Source organism: Undibacterium sp. Ji22W (assembly GCF_049340305.1).
GTDB lineage: Bacteria > Pseudomonadota > Gammaproteobacteria > Burkholderiales > Burkholderiaceae_D > Undibacterium.
The window spans coordinates 664,681-682,163 of the sequence record NZ_JBMPOU010000002.1 but is presented as its reverse complement, the minus strand read 5'-3'; the positions used below and the strand labels follow the sequence as shown (position 1 = coordinate 682,163).

The 17,483-nt window shown below is 46.7% G+C and carries 12 protein-coding genes; 5 read left to right on the top strand and 7 right to left on the bottom strand.

The genetic code is table 11. The annotated features are described in order from the left end of the window. Positions 1 to 79: 79 nt before the first annotated feature. Positions 80 to 955, bottom strand: a complete 876-nt coding sequence (locus tag ACO0KW_RS09815) for a hypothetical protein (RefSeq protein WP_423052895.1) — start codon at positions 953 to 955, stop codon at positions 80 to 82. 110 nt (positions 956 to 1,065) lie between these two features. Continuing rightward, positions 1,066 to 1,632: a hypothetical protein gene (locus ACO0KW_RS09810; protein WP_423052894.1), complete on the bottom strand. Its 567-nt coding sequence runs from the start codon at positions 1,630 to 1,632 to the stop codon at positions 1,066 to 1,068. A gap of 326 nt (positions 1,633 to 1,958) precedes the next feature. Here ACO0KW_RS09810 and ACO0KW_RS09805 point away from each other — a divergent pair, with 326 nt between their 5' ends. Beyond that, complete coding sequence (locus ACO0KW_RS09805; RefSeq protein WP_423052893.1) at positions 1,959 to 2,510, top strand: REP-associated tyrosine transposase; 552 nt, start codon at positions 1,959 to 1,961, stop codon at positions 2,508 to 2,510. 147 nt (positions 2,511 to 2,657) lie between these two features. Here the strand turns inward: ACO0KW_RS09805 and ACO0KW_RS09800 are convergent, their stop codons facing one another. Both ACO0KW_RS09800 and ACO0KW_RS09795 read right to left on the bottom strand, forming a co-directional pair. Further along, the gene (locus tag ACO0KW_RS09800; RefSeq protein WP_423052892.1) at positions 2,658 to 3,482 is read right to left on the bottom strand and encodes an alpha/beta hydrolase; all 825 of its coding nucleotides are present in this window, start codon (positions 3,480 to 3,482) and stop codon (positions 2,658 to 2,660) included. 298 nt (positions 3,483 to 3,780) lie between these two features. Continuing rightward, positions 3,781 to 5,112, bottom strand: coding sequence for a hypothetical protein (locus tag ACO0KW_RS09795; protein ID WP_423052891.1), 1,332 nt, complete (start codon positions 5,110 to 5,112; stop codon positions 3,781 to 3,783). A 415-nt stretch (positions 5,113 to 5,527) separates the two neighbouring features. On the opposite strand from ACO0KW_RS09795, the gene ACO0KW_RS09790 reads away from it, so the two are divergent. Next, complete coding sequence (locus ACO0KW_RS09790; RefSeq protein WP_423052890.1) at positions 5,528 to 6,505, top strand: hypothetical protein; 978 nt, start codon at positions 5,528 to 5,530, stop codon at positions 6,503 to 6,505. A 158-nt stretch (positions 6,506 to 6,663) separates the two neighbouring features. On the opposite strand, the gene ACO0KW_RS09785 is transcribed toward ACO0KW_RS09790, so the two are convergent. Together ACO0KW_RS09785 and ACO0KW_RS09780 are read right to left on the bottom strand one after the other, a co-directional pair. Further along, the gene (locus ACO0KW_RS09785; protein ID WP_423052889.1) at positions 6,664 to 7,155 is read right to left on the bottom strand and encodes a hypothetical protein; all 492 of its coding nucleotides are present in this window, start codon (positions 7,153 to 7,155) and stop codon (positions 6,664 to 6,666) included. An 85-nt stretch (positions 7,156 to 7,240) separates the two neighbouring features. Further along, the gene (locus tag ACO0KW_RS09780) at positions 7,241 to 7,876 is read right to left on the bottom strand and encodes a LysE family translocator (protein WP_423052888.1); all 636 of its coding nucleotides are present in this window, start codon (positions 7,874 to 7,876) and stop codon (positions 7,241 to 7,243) included. A 151-nt stretch (positions 7,877 to 8,027) separates the two neighbouring features. Here ACO0KW_RS09780 and ACO0KW_RS09775 point away from each other — a divergent pair, with 151 nt between their 5' ends. The 3 genes from ACO0KW_RS09775 to ACO0KW_RS09765 all read left to right on the top strand — a co-directional run bounded on the left by ACO0KW_RS09775 (position 8,028) and on the right by ACO0KW_RS09765 (position 14,934). Next, on the top strand, positions 8,028 to 8,483 hold the full coding sequence (locus ACO0KW_RS09775; RefSeq protein ID WP_423052887.1) for an Lrp/AsnC family transcriptional regulator: 456 nt from the start codon (positions 8,028 to 8,030) through the stop codon (positions 8,481 to 8,483). Positions 8,484 to 8,798: 315 nt separating this feature from the next. Beyond that, positions 8,799 to 12,872, top strand: a complete 4,074-nt coding sequence (locus ACO0KW_RS09770) for a DUF4214 domain-containing protein (protein WP_423052886.1) — start codon at positions 8,799 to 8,801, stop codon at positions 12,870 to 12,872. Next, positions 12,778 to 14,934 (top strand): hypothetical protein, encoded by a 2,157-nt coding sequence (locus ACO0KW_RS09765; protein ID WP_423052885.1) that lies wholly within the window; start codon positions 12,778 to 12,780, stop codon positions 14,932 to 14,934. Before ACO0KW_RS09770 ends, ACO0KW_RS09765 begins: the two co-directional genes overlap by 95 nt. Before the next feature lie 240 nt (positions 14,935 to 15,174). On the opposite strand, the gene ACO0KW_RS09760 is transcribed toward ACO0KW_RS09765, so the two are convergent. Beyond that, positions 15,175 to 17,289 carry an SPFH domain-containing protein gene (locus ACO0KW_RS09760; RefSeq protein WP_423052884.1) on the bottom strand — a complete coding sequence of 705 codons (2,115 nt, stop codon included), beginning with the start codon at positions 17,287 to 17,289 and terminating at the stop codon, positions 15,175 to 15,177. Between the last annotated feature and the right edge of the window lie 194 nt (positions 17,290 to 17,483).

The following is a 17,483-nucleotide window of genomic DNA, read 5'->3' as shown; positions in this document are numbered from 1 at the left end:
CTTGAAAATTCTAGCATTGCGGATTGCTCCTAAACTATCAAGTTCTTTAATTGGTTTTCGATGAAATTGGAGGTGCGACTTAATCCTCGATCGCCACAGAATCCTTCAAGTTTTTCATCATTTTATTCTTTTCACTTTTTGAGATTTTTAATTCTTGGATCAATTTTGTTAGGGAATCTTTATCGTAGCTAGACATTTGGAGACTTGAAAGATGCGCGATTTCAGGTTTCAATAAGTTGATACCGGCACCTAAATCATGCAAATAATAGATGGGAAAAGGAGGCTTAACTTGATTGCTGTCAACACGTAAGCTCTGTTTCAAAGCCCGAATTATTTGTGCTTGACCTCGGTAAAGTTGAATAAGAATTCGGAGAGCATCATCCCTTCGTTCACTATTTTCATAGGACAATAGTCCGACTAAAAATGGGATAGCAGCATCGGCATTGTCTTTGAAGTCGGGGAAACGAGACATGGCTTCTTGACTTCCAGCAATGCTAGCTTTGATGAGAAAGTCGACGGCTTGTTTGGGATTTTGTTTTCCGGCGACATCAGCGTAGAGTAAAGAAGCATTTTCTAGCAAAGTAGGTTCGTTGATTTGTTCTATAAGGACTTCACTAAGTTGAGGATAATCGGGCACTAAATGTGCGAGTGTGCGTGTCGCTGCTCCAGCGCGGTTCAAGTCGAGTTTGGATACTTTGAACAATCGATCGATTGTTGTTTGATCTGCGTTGGCGAGTTCACCCAGAAAAAATCCTGCTGTTTCTGACTGTAAAGCTGTGCCATTTTCCATGAAATCAAGTAATTCTGGTTTGAGAAAATTAAGTAATACTTGTTTGCGAGATTTGACCTTACTTGATTCTGTAGCGTGAGCCGAGAGGCCGAAGTCTAAACTGCGGAAGGTCTCTTGCGCCTGGCTAATGTTACTGGGGTCGCCTGACGATAGTAGAGATAACAAATCATCCTTGTAGTACGTTAACGCTTCGGTTGGAGTTTCTTTGGATTCACTGATAATGCGTTCGAGAAACGCGGTGAGGCATGGTCTTTCCTCTATGTTTAAGGTATTTCTTAAATTCCAGATCGCATTAACATCAGGCAGTGAAGCGAGGGGAAATCTGTTCGGGTATAGGTCTGTCCAACCTTGAAGCCATTGATCGGCGACACACGAATTAGGTTATCGACGTCAGCATTGTTTAGCTTGCTAATTAGCTTTTGTTTGATTAATCGCTTAATTGAAATATTCTTTGATTTCTTTTTGAGAAAATCACGCTCTAGCTTGTCGGTGTTGAAGGTATAAATTGCATTCTCCGAATCTACTTTCGAATCAAATGGCTGTAAGGATTGAATAGTTGCCGCGATTATCTTCTTTGATTCACCCTCGAAAATTTCAAAGTCGCTTGCTCTTATGTTTGGCAGTTGATGCCTTCTTACGATCATTACTCTGGGGCCTTCGAAATGAATGATGTCCGGAATAAAAGGGCTCAAAAAGAGCACTCCCTTAGCGTTCACTGGTAGCACCTTAGTGCTGGCATGAATAAAACCAGCATTGATTTGTCCCGCACACGAACAGGCATACATCATTGGCGAAAGAAAGATGCATAGAAATAAAAAGCCAGCGTTAATCAATTTTTTCATCGCAATTTATTGTGAATAAGAGTTGATATTGAATATATGATTGTAAATGGAATTGATTCGTCACCGTTTACGAAATAGGAATATTTGAACTTCTTTGGCATTGATTTTTTATTTTTTGTTTTAACCACGTAGGGCGGGTGCAACCCGCGCTGTAAATCACTTCAACGATTTATCGTTCAAATATTCTTTCAAGCGTCAAGTCACGATCTCGGCATCCTGAAAATTCTGGCGGCGCGGGTTGCACCCGCCCTACGGTGTTCGTCGTTATTTTCGATTCGATTGCTTCGTGATACGCTCGCGGTTTTCAATCAATTGCTCACCTATTTATGTCCCGCTACCGCCGCGCTAACATCAAAGGTGCCACGTATTTCTTTACGGTGGTGACCGAGCGTCGGCAACCGATATTGACGAATGCGGATTTGCGAGATGCTTTGCGTGCCGCAATCGTGAAGGTGCGAGCATCGTATCCTTTTGAGATTGATGCTTGGGTTTTACTCCCTGATCACTTACATTGTATTTGGACTTTACCGGAAGGCGATGCCGATTTTTCGACGCGCTGGCGTTTGATCAAACGCGAAGTCACGGTGGCGGTTGGCGCTAAATATTTTCGTGAAGAATTTCAAACCGAACGACGTGCACAAAAACAGCAAGGCACCATCTGGCAACAGCGATTCTGGGAGCATCTAATCCGCGACGATGATGACTTTGCGGCGCATATGGATTATTTGCATTTCAATCCCGTTAAACATGGATTGGTGAAGACCGTGAATAAATGGCCTTGGTCTTCGTTTCATCGTTTGGTCAATGACGGTGTTTATCCTTCGAATTGGGGTGGTGAAGGCTCTGATGCCATTGTCCTCAAACACGATGAGAGTTAATAAATTGTAGGGCGGGTGCAACCCGCGCTGTCAATCAAATTTAACGATTTATCGTTCAAATATCTGTTCAGGAATCAAATTTCCCTCATGGAATTCTGAAAATGTTGGCGGCGCGGGTTGCACCCGCTCTACAAATTTGGTCTACGCTCACCGCAATTCCTCATTCAGAAACGGAATCACCCGCGCCCGATAGGCATCCGCCGCATCCCGATAAGCAAAGGTATGATCAACACCTGGTAATACCATCAGTTCTGTTTTCGCTGCAGTACCGAAGGCGCGTTGTAGGCGTTCGCCGTAATGTGGTGGCGTATAAATATCGGCGTCGCCATGTATGAGTAGCACCGAAGGATTTCCTTTGACCAGCGCAGCTTGACGTTCTGGTCTGAGATTTCTTTCTAGAGATGGCCAGACGACTTGTGACATGCGTAGTGCTGCGTTGGCGACTGGGTAGTGTTTCCAAAAATCCGGCAGTGTGGGAAAGGCGGCTTCTAATACGGCTGCTTGGTAAGGGCTGCCTTCGCGTGCGAGTGAGCATAAACCCCAAGCAGCGCCGAATGAAGCGCCGATGAGTCCGACTGGTAGATGTGGGTGACGTTGCTGCGCCCAGATACCTGCAGCGAGTATGTCGGCGGGATAGTCGAAGGACTTGCCTTGGCTCTCGCCGAAGCCGTTCGCATCAAACACCAGCACATTAAAACCCCCTTGGCGGAATAGCTCGGCGTGCCCATAGCGCAACCAGAATCCTTTAGCCGCTTTGCCCATGGGATGCGCTAGCACGAGGGTAGCATTAGCGTTGCCCGCATCTTCTGTTTCGCTTGCCGCTGCGCCCCACAAGCCTTGTAGATGCGCACCATTGCCACTTTGAAAGCTGACGCGTTCCCAGTCGGATTGCTCACTATTACTTGGCCAAACCCATGGTACTTCAAAACGCCCGAAGAACGGTTTGCGGAGAATTTTGTGCGACAGACTCATGGGATTTCCTTCATCGGCGGGTTGGGCGCATCGTCGTCAGTACTAGACGTAGGATGGATTTGTCGATGATAGCTTAATCAAAAATTTGCTTCAAAGTGCAACCGCTCTAATCTAAGAATGCACATTGATAACAACTGTTTGCGCGGGTTGCGCTGTGCGTACTATTTACCAATTAACCGCCTGTCACTTCATGCGCGTATTTAGCCCATGGTTTCGAGCCCATGAGCCAAATTCTGAGACCCCAATAATGCAAACGAATTGAAATTGAGGACGTTTGTTCATTCGCCACGTGAATTGACTATTTCTCGCGGAACACTTCCACAAAATTCTCAGCATCAGAGGAGATCAACACTAGTTCAATTGGATTTCCAAGCGTGCCGGTGATCGTACGATTGAGGAATAGTTGATTGTTCGCGACACTGATACGTATAGGTGCCGTTGTTCCAGGTGTGTTTTTCCAGGTCAAGCCATCCTGGCTACGGAAAATGCCATCTGGGCTCACCGATAGCCAACTGCCCTTGAAACTGGCGACAGAAAAAATTCTGGAATTGGTCGTCTGCAGTGCAGATTTGTTCCATAGTTTACCGTCTTTACTTACTCTTACCTGATCGTAGCCGAGCAATAAAAATTGCGAATTTTGAAGTTGACCATCATAAACATAACCAGTGAGATCGAGTGAGATTGGTGACCACTGACGACCATCGCGCGAATAAAATGCGAGATGACAATTTATCGAGAATAGTATGACGCAGTTGACATTGAGATTCGTTTGACCCGTGGTTGTGCGGATATTCGTATAGTTTTCTACCGCGATGTATCCAGCATCTGAACCGACCACTAGAGAGGCGTTGAGATTTTTTATACGACTGTCTGATCCCTCAATCACAGACTGCACCCACGTGATCCCATCGTCGCTACTATAGTCGCCACCTTTGATTGGGAGACCTGTGGTGAAGATACGATTGCCTTGAACACTGAGATGACTTGTACCTGTATCCCAGGCGAGTATGAAGGGCAATTCGCTCTCGTCTAAAACGAGATCGCAGCGTGTTGTCCAATTTATGCCATCGCTACTGGTAATGAGATAAGAGCCCTTGCTTGCTCCATTGTTCTCTTCAGCATAGGCGATATAGCGTGAGTCTTTAAAGACTAGTTTGCGAATCGTTAGCGGCAAATCTAACTGTCGCCATTGCTTCCCATTTTTGCTTACAATGAGTTTGCCATTGGCAATCGCCCAAAACTGATCATTGATAAAGCGTAGTTGTTCGACTTTGATCGTGGACCCGGATGCGCGCACTTGCAATCGTTGATCCCAGTTAGTTCCGTCATTGCTAATGCGGCTAATCGACGAGTTGAGATAGACGCCGTTGCCATACACAATGTAACCAAAACTCAACTTTGAATCTGCGGCAGTCGTGGTGTTTTGATCGGTGATGCCAACACTCGCGTCTGGCAGAGCGCTTTCAATGGCGGTGTAAGTCTTTCCGTTGGTCGCGCACGTTTTCGCGGGCGAAACGGCGATGCTACCCGATGAGCCAGCCGTACTTGCTGGTGCTGATCCACCGCCTCCGCAGGCGCTAAGGAGGATAAGTGCAGGCAGGAGCGCGAGAAAATTAGAGAATTTTTTCATAAGATAAAGATAAAAAATAAAACATTCTTGCTAGATCATAGTCTTCTGCTCCTGTCGGGTCAATCCCACAAAAAGGTGGCGTAAGCCTATTTCTTCCGTAAATTATTTAGCACTCCTTCGTCGGTTCACTATTTTCTAGTGCATTAAAACTGCATTGCAATATCTTGAAAATTCCGGGGGGCGAGGCTCGAGCTCGTCCCATGAAGATTATCGTGATCGTCGCTTTGATCTCAGTATTGGCATTGGCGGCATAGGCAATACACAGACATTCACTTCTACGTGTTATTAAAATGAATTGGTGTATTGGAAAATTTCTCATACAATGCTCGCACGCCCTCGGCAGAGAAATCCTATGGAGAGGGTGCAAGCACCATGGCCTCTTGCGACATTTTTTATAATCTACTTGAACACTCTCATGAAAATTATAGCCCCACTTTTTTTAGCAAGCCTTGCTTTGTTCCCTGTGCATGTTAGCGCGCAATCGTCTGGATTTAGTCTTAAGAAGATCATTAAGGATAGTGTCAAAGAAGGGCAGCAAAGTGCGTCTAAGCCTGAGCAAACTGCGGGTACTTCCACTAGTCCAACCACTTCTGCTACGGCAGGTAGCATAGGATCTACTCCGGTTAAAGAAGGCGTTGTGCAATTGGATGGGCAGCCTATTCCAGGTTCTCCGGGTCTGCTGCTGGATTCGAATTCTTTCGTCAAGTTTGCAGGGTCTATTCGCAAACCTGAAATTGGTGGTATCAGCTTAGGGATGAATGTGAATGATGCCTTACCTCTCATCAAAAAGCTCAATCCAGCTTATCGGGTAGAAACGCTGAAAATTATGGTGAATAATTATCGAGGGGTGACGGCGAAAGCTGGCCCTGCGAATGCGATACCTACGGATCAGTTTACGGTGTATTTTAACGAAGCAGGTAACATTTGGCTGGTTAATCGCCGCATCGAGCTGCCGAAAGATCAACCGCTTCTATTGGACACATACAAAAAGGCCTTATTTGAGAAATACGATGCCCCAAATACGCTGATCTCTGAACGTAATCGTGCGAATTACCCACATTTTGCTTGGTCTTTTGGTATGAATGGTCAGCAATATGCATCGCATAATCTGGATTCCAAATCGGGACCTTGTGCCTCACTACCGTACACAATGTATGTACCGATTACGGATTCTGTGACCATCCCAAATAATTTCCGCAATACTTGTGCGTTAGCGCTGACAACTAGTGCATACATGCAATCGAACACAGATTTGATTCAAAGCTACACCATGCTGATGTATTCACCTGCGCTGATTCGTGATGTGAACACGATGAACTCGCAGCAGGCCGAATACCTAAAGCAAAAACGTGAAGCGGAAGAGAAAGCGCGGGCGAATAAACCGCAGTTCTAATTGCATCAAAGTGGCGGCTTGAGTTTGCCGAGAGCAAAAACATCGCCGCCAACTTTGAAACCGCAAGTCTCATCGCATCTCGAGTTTGATAGGGTTTGACGATGCGGGTTCCTGCTGATGTGGTCAGCAGCAAGATAATGCAAAGCGCATCAAAGGCATCAAGCCACTCTTACCCAATCCATCACCCAATTCGTTTGCCAAGTCTCGCCGCCGTCATTAGAACTGGCTTGTTGCCAGCGGCAAGTGGTGGCTGTAATGTTATCCCACACGCCCCGCACTTGAGTGGTTTGCTCACCATCTTGGCTTTCTTCAATAAACACGCCACGCCCCTCATGGAAGCAACCTTCTACGCCCGGGGTCATGAGTATGCCTCTTTTGGCATTCATCCAAAAATCCGACCAGACTTGTTTTTCCTGATTTAATATACGTAAGCCCATGCCGCTAAAATCGCGCGCTGGAATCCGTAGTTCTTCTATGCTGACGGTGCCTTTTAAGATAGACCAGCAACTGGCTTCTCCCTCGAAACTATCCCAGACTTCTGGTTGACTAGATTTGAGTTGGCGATGTTGAATCTTCCAATGCCCTGATAAAAAATCGAAATCGCCAGCTTGTGCGGGTGTGATCTTACTTGGTTCTGTAGTGTTACTCATGTTCATTTTTCTGTAGTTGAAATGATTAATTTTCTGGTTTGGTAGTTGTGAGCTGTGTTGATGACGCGCCGTGGTGGAGGTGTTTCTATTCTCGTACCAAGCCGCTATAGAGTGTCAGCCCAGCGGCAGCGATGAGGATCAGACCTATGCTTTTGGCGAGGATGGCGCTGACGCGTGGTCGATTAGATAGCGCATACTGCGTGCGCACTGTCATGATGGCCAGTGTGCCGTAGACGACGATTTGCGTTGCGGCGGTGATCAGCGAAAGTATGCTTGTTTGTGCCCAGACTGAATTGCTGCCTGGTCGTATGAATTGGGGGAAGATCGCGAGCATGAAAACATAGGCTTTGGGGTTGAGCATACAAGTGGCAAATGCGCCAGCGAAGCTTTGCATGATGCTGGCGTTCCCTGTACTCAGTGCTAGGCCGCCCATGCTGCTGGCCCGGAGTAGACCTATGCCTAGCCAGGCAATGTAGCCTGCGCCGGCGATCAACATACTGGTGTAAGCCCAGGGAATGAGGGTAAATATCGCGGCGAGTCCGGTCGCGCCTATGATCATGTGTAGCATGCCGCCCACCACAGTGCCAGCGACTGCGGCAAAGCCAGCACGAACGCCGCCTTTGACGCTGCTGCTCATCACAAATGCCATGTCGAGTCCGGGTAGAATAATGACGCCAGAAATGACAAGAAAATAGAGCCAGAGATGGGTGTTTGCTGTCATAGCGTTTCCTTTTTTTGATGTGAATGCGGGGCGATTACGAACAGGTATGGAGCTATGTATGGTAGTGTGATGTGCCCGTGATCACCATGCAAAGTTCAAAGAGTTCTTGGCTGTGCAGCGTCACATTTAAGGTTTTTTTGTGAGGTTTACTTTGAAGTTTGAATTAGATAACCATGACCGGAAAATTCTGGCACTTTTGCAGGAAGACGCCCGCCTGAGCTTTTCGGAAATCGGGCGCCGCATTCATCTGACTTCACCCGCAGTGGCAGAACGCGTGCGGCGTTTGGAAGAGGCGCAAGTGATCACGGGCTTTGCTGCCAAGCTGAACTTACGCGCGCTAGGTTATAGTTTTGAAGCCTTAATTCATATCACCTTAGATTCTCACGATGATCTCGATCGTTGGGCGAAGCAGCATTTGGAGGTGTTGGCGGTGTACGCGACCACCGGTGAGCAATGCGCCTTGATTCGGGTCGCTGTAGTGGCACCTGAACACTTGCAAAGTATGATTCAGTCGCTGGGAAAAATTGGCAAAACGCAGACCTCGATTGTGCTGTCGACACAGTTTGAAGGGCGCGGATACCTGCCTGCTGATCAGATTACGTGGTAGCCATACCTAGTCTTGATCAGCGATATTGGATGACGTTCAGGCGACACGTCTGTATTGCGAGTTGATGCAGCAACTCGACCAATGTTCATGACTCGTTGATATAAGCCATTATGATTTGTGCGTTTACCTTCACGACTGATGACGGTGTTTTGACGCATAAGCCGGGCGAGTATGAGAGCACCTAATTTCCTTATTCTTTATCGATAGAAAATATAGATTTACTTGATCTTGTTTGCTTGTTATTTACCTAGAAAGCGACGACAATTCCGGGTTAATTTTTGCAAATATAGTTTTTGATAACCGAAAAAATCGTCTATGCCTATCGTTACCCTGTCTCAAGAGAAAATTATCCAATGTTATGTTTCGTTGTTTGGTCGTGCGCCAGAAAGAGCGGGGTTAGATTATTGGGTGTCACAGATTGAAGGTGGGCGTACTTGGCAGCAAGTAGCACAGGACATGTATAACGTGCAACCGGCGCGTGAGATGTATCCAGACTGGCTCTCAAATGAGGGCGTTATTCAACGGTTCTATACCGGGGTATTCGGCAGGGAACCGGATGCTGAGGGCTTGAAATACTGGTCCAAACAGCTAGAGGCTAAGACGCGTGGTGAGGTAATTTGCGATTTGATAACGGCTGCTGTGAATTATGGTGGAACCGATCCGGCAGGCTTGCTCTCTAAGAGCTTGTTCTCGAATAAAGTTGATATTGGAGTCGCATTTGCGTTGGAACACAACGGAAGTGATATCGCGTTCTCGAAGACGCTGCTGAAATATGTGAAAGCGGGGTCTGAGGGAAAAGCGGTGCCGACTCAGTTGATGACTCAACATTTTGATAGTAGTGCTTCGACTCCTGTAATACGCCTGAAGATAGATTCGGGAGCCTCAAGTGATGACCTCATCACGAATACTGCAGAGATAGAAGTGACGGGGGCAGAAGCGGGTGCGCTCATTTCCTATAGTCAAGATGGTGGGAGCGTTTGGTCTGACCGAATTGATGCAAGTGCAGATGGACTCAAAAACCTTGTAGTGCGGGTATATGAACCAAATAATCAAAAGACTAGCCTCGTCCTTTTTTCGTTCACGCTCGATACCACTGTCGTAGCGATATCTGATGTTGCATTGAAAAACGACACTGGAGCGAGCAACAACGATAAGGTCACCAGGATAGGCGAGCTCGACGTCAAGACTTCAAGTGAATCATCGGTTCTTTATAGTACAGATAGCGGCAAGAATTGGGGAACTAGCTATGTACCTAGAGAAGGACACAATCTTGTATTTGTGCGTGCCATTGATATCGCTGGTAATTATTCTGAAGTGCGTACTATTGAATTTGATCTAGACACATTAATTGTTACGCCGACGCTGCGATTGAAAGTGGATTCTGGAAATACTTCGACCGATAGTCTGACGAATGAATCCGAGGTGGTGGTTGTCGGTACCGAAACAAATGCTGATCTTGCATACAGTTGGGACGCTGGTGCGACCTGGAGTAGTAACTATGATGCTGGAACGGATGGCGAAAAGACTTTGTTAGTAAGGACGACGGACAAAGCCGGCAATCAGGCGGGGTCAGCAGCATTTAAATTTATCCTCGACGTCACCGCTCCTGCGAAGCCCATAGTAAGTCTGTTGTCAGACTCTGGCGCATCCGATCATGACCATATATCTACTTCCCCAACCCTCGCTTTGACGACTGAAAGCGGTGCGAGCATTGCTTATAGTTTTGATGGCGGAATAAATTGGAATGAGGTGTATAACCCGGGTGGTGACGGCACGAAGGGGGTCTTAGTTCGTTCGACCGACAAGGCTGGTAATGTCTCACAAAGTGTGCCATTTAATTTTACGCTTGACACTAGTACCACAGCACCAATTGTGATCCTTGCTAATGACACTGGAAATTCGAATACGGATCGTATTAGTAAAGATGGCAACCTAACGATTAGTAATATAGAAGCAGGCGCGACTTTGTCGTATAGCTTGGATGGAACTACGTTTACCAATGAATTTGTGGCTGCGCAAGGAGAAAACACGGTCATTGTCCGCGCAAATGATGTTGCGGGAAATAGCGCGCAAACCTTGTTGAGCTTCAAGCTTGACACTGTGGCGCCAATGGTTCCAAGCGTGAATCTGTTTGCAGATAGCGGCATGTCAGTGATCGACAAGATAACGAAGACTGCCTTGCTCAATGTGGTAGCAGAAGTAGACTCCACCACGAGTTACAGTTTCGATGGTGGTGTAAGTTGGAGTGAAACTTATGCGCCCGGTGCCGATGGCACGAAGATAGTGTTTGTTCGGTCAACCGACAAGGCTGGCAATGTCTCACAAAGCTCTGCCTTTAGCTTCACACTCGACACCAGTACAACGATACCAAGCGTGGCTCTTGCGAGCGACACTGGGGCTTCAAATGATGATCGGATTAGTAGAGAAACTACTTTGTCCATTGCCAATGTGGAAGCAGGTGCATCCTTAACTTATAGCATTGATGGTGGAACTCTGTTCACCACCAGTTTTACCGCTGTACAAGGGGAAAATGCGGTCATCGTGCGCGCAACGGATACTGCAGGAAATACAGCGCAAACATTATTTAATTTTAAGCTCGATACCGTAGCGCCGTACGCCCCAAGCGTGAGTTTACTTACCGACAGTGGCTTATCTGCGAGCGACAAATTAACCAAGGTCGCAACGCTCAATGTGACAGCGGAAGTCGCAACCACAACAACTTATAGTCTCGACGGCGGAGCAAATTGGAGTGAGAATTATGTTTTGGGAGCTGACGGTGATAAGACCGTTTTAGTGCGTTCTACTGACAAGGCTGGCAATATCTCTCAAAGCGCTGTATTCAACTTCACGCTCGACACCAGTGTCGCTACACCGGGTGTTGGCCTCTTGAACGACACGGGACGATTCGATAGTGACAGACTGAGTAACGATGGCGTTTTGTCGATTGTCAATCTGGAAGCTGGCGCAAATTTATTTTTTAGTATGGATGGTGGCGTGAACTGGAGCGAACGCTATGCCCCAGGTGCAGATGGCATAAAAACAGTCTTAGTTCGCGCAACCGACAAGGCAGGCAATATTTCACAAAGTTCGGCACTTAACTTCACGCTAGACACTACTACAACAGCACCAAATGTAGTCTTGAAGAACGATACCGGAAATTCAAATAGTGATCGTATCAGTAGAGACAGCAGCCTGTCGATAAACAATGTAGAAGCAGACGCAACTTTATCCTACAGTACAGATGGTGGAAACTCGTTCACCGCAAATTTTGTCGCAGCACAAGGAGAAAACGCGGTCATTGTGCGCGCAACGGATCTTGCGGGGAATACGGCACAAACCTTGTTGAACTTTAAGTTTGATACGGTGTTACCTGCAACACCAATAGTGAATTTGCTCACAGATAGTGGTGTCTCCAGCAGCGATAAATTGACCAAGTCTGCAGCGCTGAATTTGACAACGGAAGAAGGCACAACCACCAATTATAGTTTTGATGGAGGAGCAAGTTGGCTTGAAGCCTATGCACCAGGCATTGATGGCGTGAAATCCGTTTTGGTTCGTAGCATCGATAAGGCCGGTAACATATCTCAAAGTGCCGCATTTAATTTCACGCTAGACTCCAGTACTAACGCACCACGTGTGGTGTTAGCAAGTGATACAGGAAGTTCGAATAACGATCGCATCAGCAAAGATGGCGGCTTACTGATTAGCAATGTCGAAACCGGCGCGACTTTGTCCTATAGCATGGATGGAAACACGTTCACGAATAGCTTCATTGCAGTACAAGGAGAAAATGCAGTCATCGTCAGAGCAACGGATGCTGCTGGGAACACAGCACAAACCTTGTTGAATTTTAAGCTTGATTCGGTGGCTCCCATCGCACCTACTGTGACTTTGTCTATCGATAGTGGGACTTCAGGTAGCGATAAATTGACTAAGTCCGCAGCGCTCAATATTACAAAAGAAGACGGTGCATTTTTGACTTATAGTTTTGATGGTGGTGTAAGCTGGAGTGAAGTCTATGCAGCTGGCGCAGATGGCATGAAAACGGTCTTAGTGCGTTCCACTGATGCGGCAGGTAACACGTCTCAAAACACGGCATACAGTTTCACGCTCGACACCAGTATAAGCGCACCTGTCGTTGCCCTTGCGAACGACACCGGAAGCCTAAATAGTGACAGCATTAGCAAAGACGGCAGCTTAGCAATTAGCAATGTCGAAGCAGGTTCGATCGTGTCCTATAGTGTCGACGGTGGAAATTTATTCACTTCTGCCTTTGTCGCCGTACAGGGAGAAAATGCGGGTCATCGTCAGAGCAATGGATGCGGCAGGAAACACCGCACAGAGGTTGTTCAATTTTACGTTCGACACAGCTGCGCCTATTGCACCTAGCGTGAGTTTGGCGACTGACAGTGGGACTTCTTCCAGCGATAAGTTAACCAACGCAGTGACTCTTAACTCAATAACAGAAGCTGGCGCAACAGTGACGTATAGCTCTGATGGAGGAGTGAATTGGACTGAAATTTATACACCAGGCGCGGACGGTGCAAAGACGGTTTTAGTGCGCTCAACAGACAAGGCAGGTAACACATCGCAAAATTCTGTAGTCAGTTTTACGCTTGATACCAAAACGACTGTACCAAGTGTTGTTCTCACCAACGACACTGGCAACTCAAATGGTGACCGTATTAGCAGGGACGTCACCTTATCAACTACCAATGTTGAAGCAGGTGCGAGCTTGTCGTATAGCCTAGACGGCGGCCTCAGTTTCACAAATAATCTGGTCCCCAAGCAAGGAGCGAATTCTATCATCGTAAGATCAACGGATTTGGCGGGTAACTCAGCACAAGCGAATCCTATCGTGATTACCTATGACTCAATCGTGCCTGTAATGTCTTCTTCCCGAATTACCTACAATAATCAAGGAACAAAATTTGATGCGACAGATGATGAATGGTCGCTGGAATTTGAAGATGCAACCTCATTGTCCATTGATCCGTCTTTGCTGCAAATTACCAATGTCACGAGATCGAGTTCGATACTCCCAACGTCGGCGACTTTTGTCGGCAATACTTTGAAAATTAAAGCCAGTGCTTTGCCTTCGAACTGGTATTTCGGCGATGCTATCGATTTCTCTTTTGCGAGCGGCGCAATACGGGATCTGGCAGGGAACGTGAGCGCAGCCATCCCAATCACAGGCAATTTTGATACTGTGTCTTTGAATGCAAAGGTAGCTGTAGTTAATATTGCAGCAGGTCAAACTTATCAAGGGGTAGCTGGTTGGAATGACCAATTCACTGGTAGCTTGGAGAACTTAGTCGGCACGACAATCAATGGAGATAGCGGTGATAAAGAAACGGTGACATTAACAACTGCGGGCACGTTCCGAATCAATCACGGTTGGATGCCCGCAGGTTTCTTGAGGAACATATCGACTCTTAACTTAGCTAATGGCAACAACGATATTTTTTATAGTGGGGATGCTGTGGACGCTTATTTGCGAGGAGCGCATGGCGTACGTGAAATTAATGGTGGGACTGGGAATGATTTGATTTCGTCAGCCTTTTTCCCAGCAGGAACATCAATTAAATTGACTGGTGGAGCTGGTGATGATCTACTTAACGTTGACGCGGGAACGGAGATTGTCGCCGCCACTCTCGAAGGTGGTGATGGAAACGATACTTTGCGTACTAACCTTATTGCTGAGCCAGTGATCAATGGTGGAAATGGAATTGACACATTCGTTCTTTTCAATAATAGCGGCAGTTCAGTCACAGTCACTGATGCTAATTTTGCTAAGGTGTCGCAAATTGAAAAATTTAATTTATCGTTAATTTCTGAGAGCGTGAGCTACATAACCTTAGGGAAAAATGCGAATGCCGCATTTGCGAATGGCCTTACCTTTATGACTCCTACTATTGTGAACTTTAACGGCGCTGCACTGACTGTCCCTTCGACGATAGACGGTAGCAATTCCAATGATGTTATTGTCACAGGCTCAGGAAATGATCAGATCTTTGGAGGCCCTGGCGCTGATACACTGAACGGCGGAGCAGGGAATGATATTTTCCGCTATTTTTACTCAGTTGATTCATTGTGGTCGGGCTTTGATACTGTTTTTGTCAATGCAGGTGATAAATTGTCAGGAATCTATGGATCTAGTGGAATTATTAAGGTAACGAGTGGTACTCAGGTCACGACAGATTTGATTACCGTTACCGATTTCGTAAATGCTCTTCAAGAAAAAATTAAGACTGGAACGGGTGCGATTGGCGGTGTTTATTACCTCAGCATTACCGATTCGCAGCAAACGGCTGGTGTAAATTATAGTGGAACATACATCGTCCAGACCGTTACCGGTGAACCTTCAAAGATTGACTCATTTGATACTGTGATTAAGTTAATTGGGGCGGCAGGAGTTTCGGTGGTGGGGGCAGATTTGCTGATTTTATAATCAGCGAAATTTGTCCTATGTCAATATCAAGAACTGTAATCTATTGAACTGCAATCTATTTGAAACGAACGGCGGTGTATTTTTTTGTGAGTCAATAGATGCTTTTCAATACATCATTCTTGTAGGTCTGTTGATCCTGTTCTTGAACTTTATTCATAGAAATGCTTTGTTAAATTTAATGTTACCAAGAGAATGGTGAGTACCCAAAAAAGTACTCTCCATTTTCATTAGGCCAGCGTCTTAAATTTTTCCACTATTCGCGGCCTTAGACTCAACAACAGGCTCATTGATCTTCGTTGCGCCCGCCAAGTTCTGACTCACCAAATTAGCCAACAAGACATTCACCAAAGAGCCCGAACCTTCTGCGCCATTGCCGCCCGCGATGATCTGCGGTACCAAAGGAATCTTGGCTTCTGCTAGAGCTCTGCCGACTTCGATCAGCGCATAATTGCTTTGTCCCACTGCCGTCGTTTTACGTTGTATAACTTCGGCTTCGGCGGTACCAACTGCCAGCGTGTTTTCGGCTTTAGCTTTACCGACTACGCTAAACACTTGGGCATCCGCCTCGGCGTTGACGATTTTTGAACGGGCATCGCCTTCGGCGTTTAACACGCGAGCGTTCTTATCACCTTCTGCTTTTTTCACCATCGCACTGGCTGAGAATTGTGAGATCTCAACTTCACGTTCTGCTGCCACCACTTTGGATTGCGTGTCGGCGATCGCTTGGGCTTGCGCCAATTCCTTGCGTGCTACCTGTGCTAGCTGCTGCGTTTTAAACGTGACTTGTTCTTGTTCGGCGATCTTTCTGTCGGTCAGCGTTTTCATCAAAGCATCTGGTGGCGAGATATCGCCGATCAGGGTATCAACTGCGACCACATTATATTCACGCAGCGCTTCGGCGATACGGTTCTTAGCATCGGATTGGCGTTGTGCGCGACCTTTTAAGAAGTCGATCACATCTGAACCTTGCGCTGTATTGCGGAAGTAATTGCCGATAGTCGGTTCTAATACTTGCGTGACCAGATTCGCCACATTACCAAAGCGTGCGATGACTTTTGGTGCATCGGTGCGCGGGATGTGAATGATCTGCGACACGTCCAGATTAAAGGTGAAACCGTCTGAACTACGTACTGTAATCGTCGATAAATTCTTATCCAAATTATGTGCTTCGGTTTTACCCGTCGCCCAGTTCAACACCACGTTCGCAGTCGGCACGCATTCCACTTTATGGGTGTAAGGATTGATAGGATATTTGCCTGGATCGAGCGGCTCTACCCACACGCCTTTTTGGCTTTTTCTAACCAGATTGCCGTGTTTAAAACTATCGCCTGTGACATCCTCACCTTCACCACCGACATAGGCGATCACTACGCCCGCATTGGCGATAGGTACCTTAGTCATCTCGACGATTTCCACAGTCGCGAACATAGGATTGATAAAATAACGACCCGCCAAAATGACTTGTTCTTGCAAACCTTTATAGCCACCTGCATCGATAAACGCTTGCCCATGCTGATACATATTGTGATTCGCGATTTCTTTACCCGCGATCTCACCAGTATTTAGCGGTGCGCCTTCTTTGGTCGTGACGACCCCGACCATATTGTCTGGCACGTCGATGACATTCACGGCTTTCACGCTAAACAGGCGCGGATTGATACGGTACTGACCATTCGGTACGACCGAGATTTGCGGGCCACGTTCGCCACCGCCGTTTAAGAATGCCTGCGCGTCCTGAAACATATTCGATTCAACATGACGTGCCAGCACGCGACCATTCGGAATTGGCGAGCCACCATGAGCTTCTACGATACCGATCTGATTTTTTTCGATAGAAGTGACGGGTTCTTTGTTCACGCGGAACAGCAAAGTATTGATACGATACGAGCCCTCTGGTACTACCAAACCTTGTGGGCCACGTTGGCCACCACCAGATAGAAAGGCGCGGGCATCTTGATACATATCGCAATCGACATGCTTGCCGATGATGTCGCCATCGTTCAAGGGACTACCGTCACGTGACTCGACCATGCCGATAAAATTTTCAGGGATGATCGTTAATTCTGCATTCACAACCGTGTATTGCCATGGCCATAAAGCATAGTGCACGCCGGACGCCAGGGTATCGACTTGATCACCTGCTTCGCCGTTTAAGGCCACGATTTTTCCGGGTGGCAGATCTTTGTGATCACCCCATAGAACGAACTTCTTGGTCACCAGCCCGATCATATTGTCGGGGATGATAATGACACCAAAAAACCAAAGTACGCGCCGCCATGCCAGCACGAGTAATACCAACACGACTACCCATGAGTAGGACCAAGGTAAGGCACCCACATTCTCAAAACCATTCATTTTATACTCCTTCAATTGGATGTTAACGAGACCGCCATCCGCCTTTTCGAAATCAACAGAGATTTTCTTTATGTCGTTTGTTGACCTTGATACTGCGGATGATATTGCAGCTAATGCCGCGGTTCGTGTGAGTAGTATAGTAATTGAATATTTTTCAACAATGGCAAATTTTTGAATTTTTAACCAGCCGGTTT